The sequence below is a fragment of the Streptomyces sp. NPDC007264 genome, from assembly GCF_042869095.1.
Lineage (GTDB): Bacteria > Actinomycetota > Actinomycetes > Streptomycetales > Streptomycetaceae > Streptomyces.
Map to the genome: position 1 here is coordinate 470485 of NZ_JBIAFD010000003.1, position 18939 is coordinate 489423.

At 71.9% G+C, this 18939-nt stretch carries 18 protein-coding genes; 3 read left to right on the plus strand and 15 right to left on the minus strand.

Going from position 1 to position 18939, the window contains the following annotated elements; genetic code table 11:
* The 12 genes from ACFYMU_RS07145 to ACFYMU_RS07200 all read right to left on the minus strand — a co-directional run bounded on the left by ACFYMU_RS07145 (position 1) and on the right by ACFYMU_RS07200 (position 10868).
* Positions 1-591, minus strand: a complete 591-nt coding sequence (locus ACFYMU_RS07145) for a hypothetical protein (protein ID WP_388369078.1) — start codon at positions 589-591, stop codon at positions 1-3.
* Between the two features lie 15 nt (positions 592-606).
* Positions 607-1215, minus strand: coding sequence for a pilus assembly protein TadG-related protein (locus ACFYMU_RS07150; RefSeq protein ID WP_388369167.1), 609 nt, complete (start codon positions 1213-1215; stop codon positions 607-609).
* Entirely contained in the window at positions 1212-1427 is a 216-nt protein-coding gene (locus tag ACFYMU_RS07155) for a hypothetical protein (protein WP_388369175.1), read from the minus strand. Before ACFYMU_RS07155 ends, ACFYMU_RS07150 begins: the two co-directional genes overlap by 4 nt.
* 111 nt (positions 1428-1538) lie before the next feature.
* The gene (locus tag ACFYMU_RS07160) at positions 1539-2303 is read right to left on the minus strand and encodes a response regulator (protein WP_388369081.1); all 765 of its coding nucleotides are present in this window, start codon (positions 2301-2303) and stop codon (positions 1539-1541) included.
* Positions 2296-3606, minus strand: a complete 1311-nt coding sequence (locus tag ACFYMU_RS07165; RefSeq protein ID WP_388369084.1) for a sensor histidine kinase — start codon at positions 3604-3606, stop codon at positions 2296-2298. The genes ACFYMU_RS07160 and ACFYMU_RS07165 overlap by 8 nt, the downstream gene beginning before the upstream one ends.
* Entirely contained in the window at positions 3603-4493 is an 891-nt protein-coding gene (locus ACFYMU_RS07170; protein ID WP_388369087.1) for a DUF5936 domain-containing protein, read from the minus strand. The genes ACFYMU_RS07165 and ACFYMU_RS07170 overlap by 4 nt, the downstream gene beginning before the upstream one ends.
* A 13-nt stretch (positions 4494-4506) precedes the next feature.
* The gene (locus ACFYMU_RS07175) at positions 4507-5454 is read right to left on the minus strand and encodes a type II secretion system F family protein (RefSeq protein WP_388369090.1); all 948 of its coding nucleotides are present in this window, start codon (positions 5452-5454) and stop codon (positions 4507-4509) included.
* Between the two features lie 268 nt (positions 5455-5722).
* Positions 5723-7063, minus strand: a complete 1341-nt coding sequence (locus ACFYMU_RS07180; protein WP_388369093.1) for a CpaF family protein — start codon at positions 7061-7063, stop codon at positions 5723-5725.
* 33 nt (positions 7064-7096) lie between these two features.
* A complete protein-coding gene (locus tag ACFYMU_RS07185) occupies positions 7097-7486 on the minus strand; it encodes a TadE family protein (protein ID WP_388369096.1) in 390 nt (129 codons plus the stop codon).
* Positions 7483-9096 carry a CpaE family protein gene (locus ACFYMU_RS07190; RefSeq protein ID WP_388369098.1) on the minus strand — a complete coding sequence of 538 codons (1614 nt, stop codon included), beginning with the start codon at positions 9094-9096 and terminating at the stop codon, positions 7483-7485. Before ACFYMU_RS07190 ends, ACFYMU_RS07185 begins: the two co-directional genes overlap by 4 nt.
* Positions 9097-9156: 60 nt before the next feature.
* Positions 9157-9870 (minus strand): Flp pilus assembly protein CpaB, encoded by a 714-nt coding sequence (gene cpaB / locus ACFYMU_RS07195; protein ID WP_388369101.1) that lies wholly within the window; start codon positions 9868-9870, stop codon positions 9157-9159.
* A 137-nt stretch (positions 9871-10007) separates the two neighbouring features.
* Positions 10008-10868 carry a hypothetical protein gene (locus tag ACFYMU_RS07200; RefSeq protein ID WP_388369104.1) on the minus strand — a complete coding sequence of 287 codons (861 nt, stop codon included), beginning with the start codon at positions 10866-10868 and terminating at the stop codon, positions 10008-10010.
* Positions 10869-11218: 350 nt separating this feature from the next.
* On the opposite strand from ACFYMU_RS07200, the gene ACFYMU_RS07205 reads away from it, so the two are divergent.
* Positions 11219-12901: a chitinase gene (locus ACFYMU_RS07205; RefSeq protein WP_388369170.1), complete on the plus strand. Its 1683-nt coding sequence runs from the start codon at positions 11219-11221 to the stop codon at positions 12899-12901.
* 181 nt (positions 12902-13082) lie between these two features.
* Here ACFYMU_RS07205 and ACFYMU_RS07210 read toward each other — a convergent pair whose 3' ends face one another.
* Entirely contained in the window at positions 13083-14327 is a 1245-nt protein-coding gene (locus ACFYMU_RS07210; RefSeq protein WP_388369107.1) for an MFS transporter, read from the minus strand.
* A gap of 133 nt (positions 14328-14460) precedes the next feature.
* Here ACFYMU_RS07210 and ACFYMU_RS07215 point away from each other — a divergent pair, with 133 nt between their 5' ends.
* Complete coding sequence (locus ACFYMU_RS07215) at positions 14461-15396, plus strand: LysR family transcriptional regulator (RefSeq protein WP_388369110.1); 936 nt, start codon at positions 14461-14463, stop codon at positions 15394-15396.
* Between the two features lie 222 nt (positions 15397-15618).
* Positions 15619-16977, plus strand: coding sequence for a M14 family metallopeptidase (locus ACFYMU_RS07220; RefSeq protein WP_388369113.1), 1359 nt, complete (start codon positions 15619-15621; stop codon positions 16975-16977).
* A gap of 12 nt (positions 16978-16989) precedes the next feature.
* Here the strand turns inward: ACFYMU_RS07220 and ACFYMU_RS07225 are convergent, their stop codons facing one another.
* Complete coding sequence (locus tag ACFYMU_RS07225) at positions 16990-17604, minus strand: hypothetical protein (RefSeq protein ID WP_388369115.1); 615 nt, start codon at positions 17602-17604, stop codon at positions 16990-16992.
* A gap of 156 nt (positions 17605-17760) precedes the next feature.
* The gene (locus ACFYMU_RS07230) at positions 17761-18522 is read right to left on the minus strand and encodes an IclR family transcriptional regulator (protein WP_388369118.1); all 762 of its coding nucleotides are present in this window, start codon (positions 18520-18522) and stop codon (positions 17761-17763) included.
* Positions 18523-18939: the final 417 nt, after the last annotated feature.

Sequence of the window (18939 nt, forward strand, 5' to 3'; positions counted from 1 at the left end):
TCACCCCTGGGAGATGTCGATGGAGGCGGGGGGCATGGCGCCGACCAGGAAGTCCACCTTGGTGGTGTCTTCGGGCGGGGCGGGGAACTGGGCGAACCATTCGGCCGACTTTCCTGCGTCCACCCCACCGCCGTCGAACTTGGTGCAGAGGCAGCGTCCCTGAGTGTCCCGCAGGACGAGGTACTTCTTCTTGGCCTTGCTGTCGATCAGGGACGCCCCCGCCAACGAGGCGCCGTTCCTGCTCAGTTCCCGCTCGTCGCCACGCCAGTTGGCGGCGATCCAGAACTGACCGCCGTTGTTGGTGACCGTGCCGCTCACAGTCACGAAGCCACCCTGTTCTCGAACCGCCGAGTGGACGGCGAGCGTGATGTCTCCGCTCTTCACCTCGGCCAGCGCCTGCTCCACAGCGGGTCCGGAAGGCTGCCGACTCTGGTCCCCGTCGCCTCCAGCAGGGGACTTGGCCGAGGACGACGCTTCGGACTTCTCCCCGCCGTCTCCTCCACCGCAGCCCGCCGTCGTGAGGAGCAACCCGGCCGTGACCGCCAGCACGAACAGTGCCCTGCGACCCTTCGTGGTACGCCCGAGATCCATCAGTACGGCTTCCTCTCACTCGGCCAGATGCACAGAGAACAGCACGGACGCGTCGGGAAGGTCGCCCGATTGGAAATCTTCGGGGTCGATGTCGACGAGATCCCCACTGCAGTCCAACTGCACGGGCTTCTTCGGATCGGCGTCGGGCGCGAAGGAGCAGCGCGGTTGGATCACCGCGGTGGCCTCGGCCGTGGCGTGCCGTGTCTCGGTGCCCGGGATGATGGATTTCCCGACTGTGTAACGCGTCTCGACGGTGACCCGGTATCCGGGGTAGCCGTTGACGACGGTGGGTACGACGCCGCCCTGCACGGAGGAGTCGTTCTCCGCTGCGAGCCGCTCGGCCGCAGCCGTGGCTCCCGTGCCCTGGAAGCGATCGCCCTTCAGCCAGTCCAGCCAGTTGTCGTCTTGGCCGATGGCCGTTTGAAGGCCGGTCATCAACTCGTCGCGCGCGTCCTGCGCCGCCGCCAACGCAGCAGCGTCCGCTGCGGATTGGGCTCCGTTCCGCGCGGACGCCGCTTGAGCGAAGGCGAAAAAGGCGAATGCGGCGAACAGCAGGATCCCTGTCAGCCAGATGTAGATGGGGAGCGTCTGCCCTCGATCACCGTGAAGATCCGGGAGCGTCAGCCGCCGCCCGTGACCGACGTGACGGCGGTCCGGATCGCGCCGGAGATCATTCCGTCCAGACCGATCTGGTCGATCAGCGTGAAGATCCCGGCAATGATGATCATCAGCCCGGCATACTCCACGAACCCGGCCCCCGCATCCCGCCCGGTCCCCCGCATCCGGGACACCACGGTCCGTCCCCACACGCCGGCCCTGCGCCACGTCTTCGCCATCACGGTCCCTGCCCTCCCGCCCGGTGCGGTCGACCCCAACCCGAACACGGTACGTGAAAGCACCCTCACCGCAAGTGGGTCCAGGGGCCCAACTTCCGGATGACCAAGGGGTCATCGGGTCCACCCCTCCCGGGCCGTGCCCAGCCAGTGGGCGATCGCTTCGCTGCGCGAGGAGCTGTGCAGCTTTGCGAAGATACGGTTGATGTGGTTCTTGACCGTCTTCTCGCTGATGAAGCAGGCGGCGGCGATCTGCCGGTTGCTCATGCCGGCCGCGATGAGATCCATGACCTCCACCTCCCGTGAACTCAGGCCGAAGTCCAGCCACCTCGCGGCGCGGCGCCGCGGACTCCCGGCGGGGGCGGGCCGGGCCTTCGACGACTGTGCCACAAACGGTTGCAGGTGCGAAGAGGTTTCCTCGGGTTCGTAGGAAGCGCCGAGCGAAGACGAGACAGGGTGGGCCGGGGAGGAGACGGCCGGGGAGAGCGTCGGCCGGCCCTCCCTCAGATTCCTGACCGCAGCGACGAGTTCGGCCGCCGTGAACTCGCCGTGCACCAGATAGCCGGAGGCGCCGCGGCGCAGGGCCTCGGCCACCACCTCGGGTTCCCGGTTGTAGGTCAGCATCATCACGGGGGCCGTACGGGCCAGTTCCGGCAGCGCGGCCAGACCGTCCGTGCCGGGCATGCGGAGGTCCAGCAGGACGACGTCCGGGCGGTGACGGGCGGCGTGGGCGAGCGCCTGGGCGCCGTCCGCCGCCTCCGCCACCACCTCGATGTCGTGGTGGGCGGACAGCAGGGCGGTGAGACCGGCCCGGACGACCGGGTTGTCGTCGGCCACGAGGACGCGCCGGGGTGGGCCGGGAAGTGCCTGGTCAGGCATGTGCGGCCTCCTCTTGGGGGGTGTGGGGAGCGGTCCGGCGGAGCGGGATGCGCAGCTGGATCCCCGCGCCGCCCAGGGGTGAGCGGCCCAGGCGGAGGGTGCCGCCGAGGGAGGCGGCCCGTTCCACCATGCCCAGCAGCCCGAAGTGGCCGGTTCTCGCCAGGGCTTCGGGGTCCGCGGCCGGGGGCAGACCGACGCCGTCGTCGTCGATCCGCAGCTCCAGCACGCCGTCCCCGGTGGTGCCGATCTCGAGCCGTACGCGGGTCGCGCGGGCGTGGCGGTGGGTGTTCTCCAGTGCCTCCGAGACGATCTCCAGGATGTGGCGGGCCGTGGTGTGCGGAAGGAACAGCGGGGCGCCCGGGCCCGGTCCGCCCAGTTCGGCCTCCGCCCCGCTGCGTCCGGCGAACTCCCGCAGCCGCGAGCGGAGTTCTGCCGTCATCTCCACGTCCGCCGTCGTGAAGTCGGTATGGCGCCGCAGGTCCGACAGCAGGTCACGGGACTGCGCCGCGGCCCGGCGCGCCGCGCCGGCCACCAGGGTGGCCCGACGCTTGAGCTCCTCCGGGTCGTGGTGGTCGGCGGACTCCGCCAGGCCCTCGGCCGCCAGGGCCAGGCCGTGCAGTGTCTTCGCCACCGAGTCGTGCATCTCCCGGGCCAGCCGGGCGCGTTCGGACTCGACGGCCTCCGCCGCCGCAAGGCGGGCGTTGGCCTCCGACAGCGCCTCGCCGGCCGCGCCGAAGCGGAAGAGAAGATTGCGCAGGGTCACGCCGATGATGCCGGCGGCCACGCAGAAGCCGGCCACGAGGAGGGTGCTGACGCCGGTACCGGGGCGGTGCTCCCAGGCGCGGAACACCCCGAGCAGCACGGCCAGTTGCAGACCGGTGAGGACGCCCGCGCCGCGCCAGCCGTAGAGCAGGCCGGACAGCAGCGGGGTACAGACGCCGGCGTAGGCGAGGGGGGATGCCGGGGAGGCGGTGACCAGGAGGGTGGCGACGAACAGCAGGTCCAGCACCATCAGCGTCGGATGGGCGAGCAGGCGCGGGCCGACGCGCTCCCAGTCGCGCAGCATGGCGTACGACGTCATGACGCCGAGGACGGCGGCCGCGAGGACGGCGTGGCGGAGCGCGCCCTGCGGGGTGTTGGCCAGGGCGAAGGGGGATCCGATCAGCAGCATGGCGAGGCGTACGGCCACGGTCTGGCGGCACAGGGCCTGGAGCGCGCTCAGCTGGAGGCGGACGCTCGCCGGGGGCGGTGCGTCGTCCTCCAGGTACCCGGGGGTCGGGCGGCGGGTGCGGCTGCTCATCATCGGCCCAGGATCGATCCGAAGTCCGTCCCCGACCCCAGGAACATGCCCGCGGCGATGAGGATCATCGTCGCCGGAAGCATGAAGACCAGGGTGACCAGCGTGGCTTTGGGGATCGTCTTGGCCGCCCGGCGGCGGGCGTTCTGCGCGTCGGTGCGCCGCATGTCGGTGGCCAGCTGGATCAGGGTCTCCGCGATCGGGGAACCGAGTTCCTCCCCCTGCTGCAGGGCCGAGACGAACTGGGCGACCTGCTCGGAGGAGTTGCGTCTGCGGAGTTCGTCGAACGCCTGACGGCGGCTGACGCCCATGTCCATCTGGCGCAGGGTGATGCGCAGTTCGTCCGCCCACGGGCCCTCGTACTTCTCCGCGACCCGGTCCAGTGCCTGGCGGAAGCCGAGGCCCGCCGAGACGACGACGGCGAGGACGTCCAGGAAGTCGGGCAGCGTCCGGTCGATGACCTCCTTGCGTTCGCGGATGGCCTGCCAGATCAGGGCGTCGGCGGCCAGCAGCCCGAAGGCGAGGGTGACGGCCGCGAACAGCAGCTGTCCGTTCGACAGGAAGACCAGGCCCATGACGAGGCCGAAGAGGCCGTAGACCGCCCGGCGCGCCGCGTACCTGGTGAGCGTGAGGCCGCCCGGGTTGCCGGCCATGTCGATGCGGCGCCGCTTGGCGTCGACGCGGCGCGGGCCCATGAGGCGCAGCACGAGGGGGGCGAACCGCATGCCGAGCCGGTCGACCGCCGAGCCCGCCTTGGAGACGCGGGTGGCACCCACCTCCAGGGCGAGGGCCAGATCGCTCGGCAGCTTCGCCTCCGCGCGGATCATGCGGATCCCGAGGAGGATCCCGGCGGCCGAGAGCGCCGTCACCAGGGCGAGGATCAGCGGCAGCATCGCGTCGTCCCCCTCACACTTCGATCTTGCCGAGGCGGCGGATGACGAAGAAGCCGACCGTGTACAGGCCGAGCGCGAGCAGCACCAGCCCCTGGCCGAGCGGGGAGCCGGTGACACGGGCGAGGGCGCCCTCGTTCGAGGAGTTGACCAGGACGAGGGAGCCGAGGCCCAGCAGGGGCACGGTGAAGGCGGTGGCGTTGACCTCGGAGAGCATGGTGCGGACCTCGCGACGCGTCTCCTTGCGGTCCTCCAGGGTCTGGGTGAGGTTGCGCAGTGAGTTCACCACCGAGCCGCCCGCCTTGTTGGCCAGGACGAGGGTGGTGACCAGGACGATCAGCTCACGGGAGGGGAGGCGTTCGGCGAGTTCGCCGAGGGTGTCGTCGATCGTGCGGCCGAGGGTCAACTGGTCGGCGACCCGCGCCAGTTCCTCGCCGGCCGGGGCCTCCAGCTCCTCCGCCGCCATGGCCAGCGCGGTGCGCAGGGCCAGGCCGGCGGCGGTGGCGTTGGCCAGCAGGCGGGCCACGTCGGGGAGCTGGTTGATGAACGCCTCGATGCGTTTCTGCCGCTGCCAGTTGAGGAAGACGGCCGCGCTCCACACGCCGGCCAGGGCGGCGATCGGGCCGAAGAAGGGGGCGAGGGTGGCCGCCGCGATCAGCCACAGCGCGAGGACGACGGCGGCGACGTAGGTGAAGAACTCGCCCGGGGTGAGGTCGAGACCGGTCGCCGAGAGCCGCAGCTGGAGGGTGCGGCCCAGACGGGTGCGGCGCAGCCTGCGGTCGACGGCCGTGAAGTGCCGTGTCCGGCCGGACGCCGTGCGGGCCGGTTCCGTGGTGCTGCCGGAGAGCCGGTCGACGAGCGCCTGGCGCTGGGCGCGGCCGGAGGCGTACACGTGCACTCCGGCGACGGCGAGGGTGCCGGTGAGGACGGTGGCGCCGAGAGCGAGGAGGGCGGGGCTGTTCACGGCTCGCTCCTCTCGCGGACGTGGTGGGCGCCGAGGGCGCCGTGAGCGCCGTGGACGCGGTGAGCGCCGTGAGCGCCGTGGACGCCGTGAGCGCCGAGGGCGCGGTGAGCACCGTGGACGCAGTGGACGCCGTGGACGCCGTGAGTTGCGTGAGCGCCGTGGACGCCGAGGGCGCGGTGAGCGCCGTGGACGCAGTGGACGCCGTGGACGCCGTGAGTTGCGTGAGCGCCGTGGACGTCGTGGACGCCGTGGGCGCGGTGGGTGGGGGTCATCCGATGGCCTGCCTCGTGGTCAGTGCGTCGAGGGCCTCCGCGACGCCGAAGGCGGGCGGGAGCGGTTCGTTCGCGACGTACAGCTTCTCCGCGATCGCCCGGGGCAGCGGCAGGTGCTCGAAGCGGCCGCGGACGATCCGGTCGGGGGCGAGGGGCTGCGGGACGAACCGGGACACGGTGGCGATGCGGAACTGCTCGCGGCCGTGGGAGACGACGAGTGCGATCTCCACGACCTTGCGGGAGCCGTCGGCGTACCGGGCGAGCTGGACGACCACGTCCACCGCCGAGTTGATCTGGTCCTTGAGCGCCTCGAAGGGGATCAGCACCTCGGACATGGAGCCCAGGGTCTGCAGCCGCATCAGCGCGTCCTCGGCCGAGTTGGCGTGCACGGTGGCGAGGGAGCCGTCGTGACCGGTCGACATCGCCTGGAGCATGTCGAGGGTCTCGCCGCCGCGGACCTCGCCGACGATGATGCGGTCGGGCCGCATGCGGAGGCTGTTGCGGACCAGGTCGCGGATGGTGATCTGCCCCTTGCCCTCGACGTTCGGCGGCCGCGACTCGAGGCGGATCACATGGTCCTGCTGGAGCTGGAGTTCCGCGGAGTCCTCGATGGTGACGATGCGCTCGTGGGACGGGATGAGCCCGGAGAGGGAGTTGAGCAGGGTCGTCTTCCCGCTGCCCGTACCGCCGCTGACGATGAGGTTGAAGCGGGCGCGGACGAAGGCAGCCAGCAGCATCAGCATCTGCTCGTCGAGCGAGCCCAGCCCGATGAGTTCGGGGAGTGTGTACGCGCGCGGGAAGCGGCGGATGGTGAGGGTGGGGCCGGTCAGGGCGAGCGGCGGGATGATGACGTTGACGCGTTCGCCGGTGGGCAGGCGGGCGTCGACCATCGGGTTCGACTCGTCGACGCGCCGGTTGACCGTCGAGACGATCCGTTCGATGGTCTGCATCAGCTGCTCGGTGGAGGCGAAGCGCAGCGGGAGCTGTTCGACCCGGCCCGCCCGCTCCACGAAGATCGAGTCGGGGCCGTTGACCATGATCTCGGTGATCGACGCGTCGGCGAGGAGCGGTTCGAGGACGCCGAGGCCGAGGGCCTCGTCGACCACCCGGCGGATCAGCTGGGAGCGTTCGGCGGAGGAGAGGACCGGGCCCTCTCGGCTGATGATGTGGCCGAGGACGCGTTCGAGACGGACCCGGCGTTCGGCGGCCGCGAGGCCGGACATCTCGGCGAGGTCGATCTCTTCGAGGAGCTTGGCGCGGTAGACCGCGACGAGGTGTCCGTCCTCGCGTGCGGCGCCGCCTTCGTCGTGGGCGGCGATACGGGAGCGGAGGCTCATGCCTGTCGTCAACTCCTCTCTGGCGTACGGGCTTCAGTCGTCGTTGGGCATGGTGGCGCGGCGGGTGACGTCCCAGCCGCCGAACAGCGGGATGACGGCGGGGACGTGCACGGTGACGGTGGCGGTGGTGGTGTCGGAGCCCTCCCGCACATCGGGCCGCGGGTTCAGCCACCCGCTCACCGCGGCCCGGCCCGCCGTTGGTCCGTCCTGCTTCTGGGAGGCCGCCCGCGCGGCCGCGCGGGCGCCCGATCCGGCCTGGTTGATGCCGTAGCCGACGAGGCCGAGCTGGATGGCGGCCATGCCGATGAGGAGCAGGATCGGCAGGAAGCCGGCGAACTCCAGCATGGAGACGCCCCGGTCGTCCCACCGGCGGGTCCGCGATGCCTGCGGGGCCGCTCCTCGGCTTCGCAGCGCTGCCCTCATGGCCCGTCCACCTCCAGTGCCGCGCCCGCGCTGCCGTCCACGCTCCAGCCCGGGTCGACGCCCGGGAAGAACAGGGGGACGTCCGCGGTGACCGTCGCCCTCATCACCGGGCCGGCCGGGGCGCAGGTGATGTCCGCGCCCTTCCAGGCGTCGGGCAGGTGCGCGGCGCCCGCCGCCCGGCACGCCCCCGCCACGTCGCCGCGCACCGCGTACGCGGCGGTCGCCGCCCTGGCCGCCTCGTCCGCCGCGTTGCCCGCGAGGGAGTACGTGTAGCCGTACAGGACGCACTCCCACAGGAGCGCCATGACCACCAGGACGAGGGGGAACATCCCGGCGAATTCCAGGGTCACCGCGCCCCGGTCGCCGCCCTTGCGCCACAGGCCGATCGCGCCCCGGTCGGAGGACGGCTTGCGGCGCCGTCCGCCTCCTCCCTCGTGCACCGTCACCAGCCCCAGCTCCCCGGCCAGCGCCCACAGCGCCTGCTTCACGGTGGAACGGGCGTCGAGGTCCTGGAGGCGCCCGGCGTCCACGACCGACTGGAGTTCCTTGTAGGCGGCCGGGACGGTGGCGCGGGCCATGCGTGTGCCGGTGACGCGCTCGACGACGGCGGGCTGGATCTCGGTGCCGCGCGAGTGGCGGTTGACGACCGTCAGGGTCTCCTCGGCCTTGCGGATCTGGAGCCGGTCCCACAGACGCACCATCCGTTTGGCGGCACGGACCGCGACCACGTCCGGTGTCACCAGCAGCAGCGCCTGGTCGGCGATCTCGACGGCCGCGGCGGTGGCGGAGTTCATCTGGGAGCCGCAGTCGACGATCACCACGTCGTGACGGGAGCGCAGGGCGCCCAGCACCTGGCGGGCGACCCGGTCCGTGACCTCCTCGCCGCGTTCTCCCTCGGCGGGCGCGAGGAGGAGGCCGATGCCGCTGTCGTGGGTGTAGAGCGCGTCCTGGAGCACGCGCGGGTTGATGTCGGTGATCCCGGCGAGGTCGGCGACCGAGCGCCGGAACTGCACGTCGAGGTACGAGGCGATGTCCCCGGACTGCAGGTCGAGGTCGACCAGTGCGACCGTACGGCCCGAGGTGCGGGCCGCGAGCGCCAGCTGGACGGCCGTGACGGTCGCGCCGACGCCGCCCTTCGCGCCGGTCACCGCGACCACGGTGCCGCCCGGTCCGGCGTACGGCTGGGGGGTGCCGCTGCCCAGGTGACGGCGCATGCCCGACGACCATGCGGCGGCGGCCTGGACGCGTTCGGCGAGGGCGTCGTAACCCAGGGGCAGGGTGACGATGCCGCGGGCGCCGGAGTCCATGGCGGCGGTGAGGACGCCCGTACTCGTGTCGGCGGTGATCAGCACGACGCCCACCGCCGGGAACCTCATCACCAGGTCGCGGATCAGGTCGAGCGCGGGCACGGGCCCGATCCGCTCGTGCACGAGCACCACCTCGGGCAACTCGTCCAGGGATTCGCCGGCCAGGCGTGCCAGGGTGTCGAGCAGGGCCGTGGAGTCCTGGACCGGCTGGGCGGGCTCGGCGTCGGCGAGCCGGCTCAGCAGGGTGGTGAGCGCCCGGGCGGCGTCGGGGTCACCGACGGCGGGGAGGATACGGATGGTCATCGGCGCGCCCCCGTCACCACAGGGCCGCCGGGGGCCGGAACGGACCTCATGCGCGGCCTCCTACTTGTCCTGGTCGAGGGTGTAGGTGCGGTCGCCGGGAGCGACCGCGGTCTCGGAGCCGCCCGCGACCAGGGCGAGCCGGACGTGTTCGGCGAACGACTCGGCGTAGGCGACCCGTTGGGCGTCGGCGGTGTCCAGCGCGAACGTGATGGGCACGGCCTCGGTGGCGTTGCGGCGGCGTTCGTCGCTGGACTGCCCCGGGTCCAGGGCGGTGAGCCGGCCGACGTCGAGGACGCGGGCGTTGGTCACGATGACCTTCGACTCGTCCTTGCTCTTCTCGTTCGCGGCCTTGAAGGTGGCGTAGATGTTGACCCGTGAGCCGGGGTCGATCTTTCCGGCGACGCCGGTCGACGCGTCGATCATGATCGCGATCTCCTGCTGTCCCGGCTCGAGCGCGGGCCGGTCGACGAGCATGTCGGTCTGGAGCAACGACCCCTTCTCGAGCCGGGTCACGGCGATCTTGCCGCGGATCTGCGTGAGGCTGGTGACGGCGGTCGCGGACAGCCAGCGCCGGGGCATGGAGATCTTCTGGAACTGGTCGGCGGTGAGTTCCTTGTACGGTGCGATGTCGCTCTTGAGCCGGTACGCCGTGACCTCCGGGCCGACCTTGGAGTTCACGTCGCGGATCACCGACAGCACTCCGGCGAAGGCGCCGACGGCGCACAGGGCCGAGAGGACCAGCAGGATGACGCCGCGGCGCTGGCGTGCGTTCACTACATCTCACCTCGAGGGGACGTGCCGTGTGGTCGAGCACGGGAGCCTGGTGCTGTGCTGCCCTGGTGCTGTGATGCCCCGGCGCTGTGGTGTTGTAGCGCCGTGGTGCCGTGGAGTCGTGATGCCGTCCGCAGGGTTCATGTGCCCCCTCGGGGAAGTGCGCGCACCCCGGCGTCCTGCGGTCGCTCCGGGGGTGGAGCCAGGGGCGCGGCGCAGAACCCGCAGCGGTCGCCGATGAGTTCGAGCCCGCACCAGTGGCAGATCTCGCGCCGTACGGACGAGACGAGCTGGTAGAGCACCGACACGTCGTGCAGGCCGGCGGCGAACTCGGCGAGCCGGCCGGTCCCCCACCAGCGCGCGGACTGCTCCGGCAGGGGGACGGTCGCGACGCCCTGGACCCGCCAGGAGGGGGCGAGCGTGGCGGTGACCCAGTCCGAGGGCGGCTGTCCGGCGGCGACCAGCATCCGGGTGCCGAACTCGGGGCCCGGTAACTCCTCCTGCCCCGCTCGTGCGAGCTGCGGCCGGGGAGTGGCGAGTACGGCGAACTGGGCTCCCGGCACCCACGACTTGGCGTGGGACGTCAGCGGGACGGGGACCCTGTCGAGCCTGGCGACCGACCCGAGGAGGGCGCCGGCGTAGATGTAGTGGGCGAGCAGACGGGCGGACGACGCCAGTACCCCCGGGCTGAAGTCGCAGACGGACAGTTGGCGCAACTGCTGGGCGAGCAGGGCGAGTCCGAGCGGGGGCAGGTCGATGCCGAGCAGCGCGATGCGGTCGCTCTCCAGCACGGAGCGGACGGTGTGCAGCCGCTGGACGGCCGGGTCGTCACCGGGGGCGGGGTACAGGACGATGACATAGCCGTGCTGTTCGATGAGCGCGTGCATGGCGGCCAGGGACTGTTCGAGCGTGGGCTGCGGCTGGACGGCGGCCGGCGGGGTCTGCCGATCGAGCGGTGGCAGCACCAGACCGGGACTGGTGACGGCTATCGCGGTCGGCACGGCTGCACACCACCCCGTTCACTGCGGCGAGGTGGTCGACCTCCGCCTCAGATGGCCCCTGTGACGTCCCATTACGTCGTCCTGCACCAGCACCATATCCACGGCATGCCCCGCTCAACACAGAATCGGGAAGATCATCTCACCGAAGGTGGGGGCGCGATCGACGCAGAGTAGGGGCATATGCCTCAACTCGGCGCACCCGAAGGGCGGTTGACGGCGCCAGAGGTCTTGACAACGCAATTGGTCTGGACCAAATTCATGAGTCAGGCGGTGGCCACCGTTCCGCAATGCCCTCCCGCACTTCCCTCTCCCCACATTCTTCGGAGGCCCAAGTGGACCGCGCACCAGGCATGTTCCGCCGCAGACGGACCCTGGCAGGGGCCGCCGTCGCCGCGCTCGCCCTCTCCTTGCTGGGCGCGGGCCACGCGGCTGCCGCGGACGTGAACAACACCGCGAACGCCGGCTTCGAGTCGGGCCTGAGCGACTGGACCTGTTCGGCCGGCAGCGGCACGACGGTGTCCTCCCCGGTGCGCGGCGGCGCCGCCGCGCTCAAGGCGACGCCCGCCGGGCAGGACGACGCGCAGTGCACCCAGACCGTGACGGTCCGGCCCGGCTCGACGTACACGCTGAGCGCCTGGGTGCAGGGCGGCTACGCGTTCCTGGGTGCCACCGGCACCGGCACCACCGACGTCTCGACCTGGACGCCGGACTCGACGAACTGGAAACAGCTGACGACGGCCTTCTCGACCGGCCCGTCGACGACGTCGGTGACGGTGTACCTGCACGGCTGGTACGGGCAGACGGCGTACTACGCGGACGACGTGTCGGTGTACGGGCCGGACGGGGGCGGGGGCGGCGACCCCGGCCCGACCGTGCCCGCGACCCCGACGGGTCTGGCGGTGTCGGCGACGACGTCGTCCTCGGTCTCCCTGTCCTGGAACCCGGTGTCGGGCGCGACGGGCTACACCGTGTACCGGGACGGCACGAAGGCGACGGCCGTCACCGGTACGTCGGCCACGGTGACGGGCCTGTCGCCGTCGACGTCGTACTCCTTCCAGGTCACGGCGACCGACGCGGCGGGCGAGTCGGCGAGGTCGGCGACGGCGACGGCCACGACGGCGGCCTCCGGCGGCGGAGGGGGCGGCGCCCTCCCCGAGCATGCCGTGACGGGCTACTGGCAGAACTTCGACAACGGCGCCGCGGTGCAGCGGATCTCGGACGTCCCGTCGCAGTACGACATCATCGCGGTGGCCTTCGCGGACGCGACCGGCACACCCGGCGCGGTGTCCTTCACGCTGGACTCGTCGGGCCTGGGCGGCTACACGGTGGACCAGTTCAAGGCGGACATCAGGGCGAAGCAGGCGGCCGGGAAGAAGGTCGTCGTCTCGGTCGGCGGCCAGAACGGCACGGTGTCGGTGAACGACGCGGCGTCCGCGGCGAACTTCGCGAACTCCCTTTACGCACTGATGCAGACGTACGGCTTCGACGGCGTGGACATCGATCTGGAGGACGGCCTGAACGCGACGTACATGTCGCAGGCGCTGCGCCAGTTGTCGTCGAAGGCGGGCTCGTCGCTGATCGTCACGATGGCCCCGCAGACCATCGACATGCAGTCGACGTCGAACGCGTACTTCCGGACGGCGCTGAACATCAAGGACATCCTGACGGTCGTCAACATGCAGTACTACAACAGCGGTTCCATGCTGGGCTGCGACGGCAAGGTCTACAGCCAGGGCTCGGTGGACTTCCTGACGGCCCTGGCGTGCATCCAGCTGGAGGGTGGCCTGTCGCCGTCCCAGGTGGGTCTCGGCCTCCCGGCCTCGACGAGCGCGGCGGGCAGCGGGTACGTGTCGCCGACGGTCGTGAACAACGCCCTGGACTGCCTGACACGGGCCACGAACTGCGGCACCTTCAAGCCGTCGAGGACGTACCCGGACCTGCGGGGCGCGATGACCTGGTCGACGAACTGGGACGCGTCGTCGGGCAACGCGTGGTCGAACGCGGTGGGGGCGCACGTGCACGCGCTGCCGTGACGCCGCGCCGACCACCACGGGCTACGGGACGGCCGGCCGAGGACCGGCCGTCCCGGCTCGCCCGGCTCTCCCAGCTCTCCCGGCTCTCCCGGCTCTCCCGGCTCTCCCGGCTCGCCGGTCTCCGCGCGGTACGCGGGACGGCGAACCGGTCCGAGGACGGGCCGACGGCCGTGGCGGCCCCTCAGACACGGTCCCGCGCCGGCTCCGGCTCGGAGAGGGGCGCCGCCTCGCGACGGGGGAGCAGCAGCGGCGTCGCCAGCAGGAGCACACCGGCCAGGCCGACGGCGGTACGCGGGCCGAGCAGGCCGCCCAGCACACCCCAGACGGCCGTCAGGAGCGCGGTCGTGGCCTTGGTCGTCACCGCCCAGGCGGACAGGGTGCGGGCGACCCGGTCGGCTGCGGTGCGTTCGAGGCGGTAGGTGGCGTGGACGGGGTTGAAGACCCCGCAGCAGAGGATGAGCCCGAACTCGACGCCCGTCACCAGCAGCAGCCCCCCGGTGCCCGGCCCCAGGAAGGCGAGGCCGACGGGCCAGAGCGCGCGCAGCGCGCCGGCCGTGACGAGGACCTCGTGCTGCCCGAACCGGGCGACGAGCGGCCGGGCCAGCCGGGAACCGAGCAGCCCGCCGATCGAGGGCGCGGCGAAGGCGAGGCCGTACTGCCACGGTGCGAACCCGAGCCGGCCGAGCATCAGGACGGCGAGCAGCGGCTGGGCGGCCATCACCAGGCCGTTGAACAGGGCGGTGTTGAGGAACAGCGGACGCAGCGCCGCGTCGGCGAGGATGTACCGCCAGCCGTCGAGCAGGTCCCCGGCCCGCATGGGCGCGGCCTCCCGGCGCTCGGGCCGCGGCTCGTGCCCGCCCGTCGCGCGGATGCCCAGGGCCGAGAGCAGGTAGCTGACCGCATCGGCCGCCACCGTCGCCACCGGGCCGAGGAGCCCGATCGCGACGCCGCCCAGCGGTGGTCCGACGATCGTGGTCGTCCAGGCCGTGGACTCCAAGCGGGAGTTGGCGACGAGCAGGTCCTCGGCCGGCAGCAGCGCCTTCAGGTAGGCGCCGGAGGCGGCGCGGAAGGCGATGTCGGCCGCCGCGACGACGACCGAGACCAGCAGGAGCTGAAGGAAGGTGAGGACGCCGAGCGCGAACGCGGCGGGGACCGTCAGCAGCGCCGCGAACCGCACCAGGTCCGTCGCGATCAGCACGGGCCGCTTGCGGCGGAACTCCACCCAGGGGCCGAGCGGCACCGCCACGGCCGCGCCCACCGCTGCCCCCACGGAGGAGAGCGCGGCGACCTCGGCCGGTCCGGCGTGCAGCACCCGGACGGCGATCAGCGGGAACGCGCCGAAGGCCAGCCACGTGCCGAGCGCGCTGGTCGCGTACGCCCCCCAGAGCCACCCGAAGGACCGCCCCAGCCGGTGCCCGCTCCTCATGCCCGACACCCCCCACCGCTCGTCCGCACCACCGGTCCACGATCGGAGGCATCAAAGCGAGCGTCGTGCCGGGGGATCAAACAACCACCGGGCCGTGGGCCACAACCGACGGTTGTGTCCCTAGGGTGTCGGCATGGACCTCGACGCCGTCCGGACGTTCCTCGCCGCCGCCGACGCGGGGCAGTTCCAGGAGGCCGCGGTCGAGCTGGCGGTCACCCAGCAGGCCGTCTCCAAGCGCATCGCCGCGCTGGAGCGCACCCTCGGCGTACGGCTGTTCACCCGCACCGCGCGCGGCGCCGAGCTCACCATCGACGGGCAGGCGTTCCTGCCCCACGCCCGCGAGGTGCTGCGCGCCGCCGAGCGCGCGGTCGCGTCGGTGCGCCCCGGCCGCCGTCCGCTGCGCGTCGACGTGATCGCCTCGCGTGTCGCGCCGTCGGCCCTGATGCGCGGCTTCCACCACGCGCAACCCGAGATCGACCTCGACGTGGTGATGCTGTTCGACGTCGAGGCGGCCGTGGCCGCCCTCCGGTCCGGCGCGATCGACGCCTCCTTCCGCGCCGTCGCGATGCCCGGTCGGCCTCTGCCCGAGGACATCGGGTCCGTGCGGGTGCTCGACGAGCCGCACCAGCTCCTCACCGGCCCCGCCCACGCGCTGGCCCGCGCCCGGTCGGTGACCCTCGCCGAGCTCGCCGGGCACCGCATCTGGATGCCCGGCATCGTCCCCGGTACCGAGTGGGCCGCCTACTACGACGCCCTCGTCGCCGAGTTCGGCCTCACCATCGAGGCGACCGGCCCCAACTTCGGGTCCGACGCACTCCTCGACACCGTCGCCGACACCCCGGCCCTGGCCACCCTCACGACCGAGCAGACCCGCCTCGTCTGGCCTGCCGGCCACGGCCTGCGCCGCATCCCGGTCACCGGCCCCGTCCCCGTCTACCCGCACTCGCTCCTCTGGCACCGCGACAACCGCCACCCGGCGCTGGCCACCCTCCGCGCCCACCTCGCCGCCGCGGCGAGCGGCCGCGACACCGCCGGGACCTGGGTGCCGCGCTGGGTGCTTCCGCACTGAGCGCCGCCGCGCCGCACCGCACCGCCGCACCGCCGCACCGCCGCACCGCCGCACCGCCGCACCGCCGCACCGCCGCACCGGTTAACTTGACCTGCTCATGCCATCCGCCGGACCATGGGCGCACATGTACGTCGCACTGAACGAACCACCCCAGCTCCACCCCCACATCCGGTGACTCCCGGCACCCCCGGGACCGGATCACCTGGAGACCAAGGAGACTTCATGCGACTCCCGATACGCGCCGCCGTCGCCCGCGGCGGCACACGGACCGCCGGCCTCGCCGCCCTCCTCGCCCTCGCGCTCGCGGCACCCGTCCAGCTCGCCACCGGCGGCACCGCGACGGCGACCGGCGCACGTCAGGCGGCGTCCTCGTCCGGTGACATACGTCAGTACGAGATCCACCGGAGCACGACTCCCGTGACCCGTACGGCCATCCAGCGGACCGGTGTGACGGTCGACGAGGCGGACGAGGAGACGGTCGTCGTCTCCGGCCGCGCCGACCAGGTGCGCAAGCTGCGCGCGCTCGGCTACGAGGTCACCCCGCTCGGCGCCGCCCCCGACCGCTCCCGCGGCGCGGGCGACGTACGGCTCTACGACTTCCCCTCGGCGGACTCGAAGTACCACAACTACGCCGAGGCGAACGCCGAGATCGACCAACGGATCGCCGCGAACCCGAACATCATGAGCAAGCGGGTCATCGGCACGTCCTACCAGGGCCGGGACATCGTCGCCGTCAAGGTCAGCGACAACATCGCGACCGACGAGAACGAGCCTGAGGTGCTCTTCACCTTCCACCAGCACGCGCGCGAGCACCTGACGGTCGAGATGGCGCTGTACCTGCTGCGCGAACTCGGCGCGGGGTACGGCAGCGACTCCCGGATCACCGACATCGTGAACAGCCGCGAGATCTGGATCGTCCCTGACCTCAACCCGGACGGCGGCGAGTACGACATCGCGACCGGTTCCTACCGGTCGTGGCGCAAGAACCGCCAGCCCAACTCCGGTTCGTCCTCCGTCGGTACGGACCTGAACCGCAACTGGAACCACAAGTGGGGCTGCTGCGGGGGCTCGTCGGGCTCCGCGTCCTCGGAGACGTACCGCGGCGCGTCCGCCGAGTCGGCGCCGGAGGTGAAGGTCGTCGCGGACTTCGTGCGCAGCCGGGTCGTCGGCGGCAGGCAGCAGATCACCGCGGGCATCGACTTCCACACCTACAGCGAACTCGTGCTGTGGCCCTTCGGGTACACCTACTCCGACACCGCGACCGGCATGACCGCCGACGACGCGGCCGCCTTCAAGGCCGTCGGCCAGAAGATGGCCGCCAGCAACGGCTACACGCCCGAGCAGTCCAGCGACCTGTACATCACGGACGGTTCGATCGACGACTACCTCTGGGGGGTGCACAAGATCTTCGACTACACCTTCGAGATGTATCCGACGTCCAGTGCGTCCGGCGGCTTCTACCCGCCCGACGAGGTCATCGAGCGCGAGACGTCGCGGAACCGTGACGCGGTGCTGCAACTGCTGGAGAACGCGGACTGCATGTACCGGTCCATCGGAAAGGAGGCCCAGTACTGCGGTTGACGGCGCCCCAGGTCAGTCGTCGTCCTTCTCGGGGGCGGCGGGTTCCTCTCCGCCGTCCTCGAAGTAGGCGTCCAGCACCTCGTCCAGCCGTGCCTCCCACTCCTTGAAGCGTGAGCGGGAATCGGCCTCGATCTCTATCGGGTACCAACGGCGTTCCGGCGTGTGCACGGTCACGGTGAACCGCTTCCCGAAGCGTGCGGTCTCCGTCTCGACCGCGCCGATCTCGTCCCAGCCGAAATCGCACTCCTGGTCGTCCAGGCGCAGCCGTATGCCGCCGTGGTCCGCGACGATCCGCGCACGACGGTCGCCGGCCTCGAACACGGGCCCGTCGGGGGCCCGTTCCGTTTCCCGCTCCCCTTCCGGCTCCCCTTCGGGCTGCTCGCCGGCCGTCTCCCCGGTCTCCGCCTCGCCTGTCTCCGCCTCGCCGGGCTCCTCCTCGGCGGCAGGCTCCCCGGCGGTCCCCGCCACCCCGTCCCCGGCCGTGCCCTTCTCCTCGGGCTCGGAGTCCTGCGGCTGGGGGTCCTCCGGCTCGGCGGCGGACGCGGGTGAGGCGAGCCCGGGGATGAAGGCCGGGTCCATCCCGGCGCCGTCCAGGGGCTGACTGCTCGAACCAATGCGCTGCTCCACAGCGGGCAGTATGGTCGAAGATCCTGTGCCGGACACAGTCGGCCCCTGCATCGTTATACGAATTCTCGCCCTGCGACGGCAGTCACGGACGGCCTGACGGCTGGTGCCGTGACCGGAAAGGTTCACCCGCTCGCCACGGCGCGTGGCCCACGTCCGTCATACGGCCTCCTTCGCCGGGGTGCTGCCGGAGTACTCCCGGCTGATGGCGTCCGCGGTACGGCGCACCAGCGGGAGCAGGGCGAGGAGTTCCTCGGCGGTGACGACGACGTTGGGCGCGGAGACCGACATGGCCGCGACGACCCGGCCGTCGGCCCCGCGGACGGGGGCGGCGACGCAGTTGATGGACTCCTCGTGGCCGCCGAGGTCGGTGGCCCAGCCCTGCTCGCGCACGGTCGCCAGCTCCTCCAGGAAGGCCGCGGCGTTCGGTGTCGAACGGGCCGTGTACAGGGGGTAGTCGAGCTTCTCCGCGACGGCGCGCCGCTCGGGCTCGGGCAGATCGGCGAGGAGGAGCTTGGCGACGGCGGCGACGGTGATGGCCACCGGCTTCCCGATCCGCGAGTACATCCGCACCGGGTAGCGGCTCTCCACCTTGTCGATGTAGAGGACCTCGTTCTCCTCGTGCACGGCGAGGTGGACGGTGTGCCCGCACTGCTCGTTGAGGCGTACGAGGTGGGGGTGGGCGATCTCGCGGACGTCGAGGCTCTCGACGGCCTGCTGGGCGAGGGCGAAGAGGCGGGCACCGAGGCGGTAGCGCTGGTCGGACTGGCGGTAGACCAGGCCGTGGTGGTGCAGGGTGCGCAGGAGGCGGAGTGCGGTGGACTTGTGCACGCCGAGCCGGTCGGCGACCTGTCCGAGATCGGCGGGTCCCTCGGCGAGCAGCGGCAGGATGCTCAGCGCCCGGTCGACGGTCTGGCTCATGGGGTACGTACCTCCTCCTCGGCCCGTGCGACGCCTTCGGTCCAGCCGGGGCCGAGTCGAAGTGTCTCCCACCCGGCGTCGTCGAGTGCGGCCAGGCGGTCGGCGAGGCCGCGGGCGGGGGGCACGGCTAGTGCCCCGGCAGGCAACGTTTGCCCGTCAAGGAGCGGCGTTCGGCGCGTGCTCTCGGTGTGCCGGGTGCAAGTCCTCGTACTGGATGTACGTGGGCTTGTGCCCGGTGCGGCGAGTGGGGGTCCCCCCTGCTCGAAGAGCTTGGGGGAGCGTGCCGGGCGCCGCGACGGGGCGAACGTTACCTGTTGGGGCACTAGGTCCTGTCTGGAGTTCGGATCAAGAGTGTGGTGCGATGCTTCGGAGCCAGAGCATCGCACCACACAGGTGCAGTCCGGCCTCGTAGCTCTC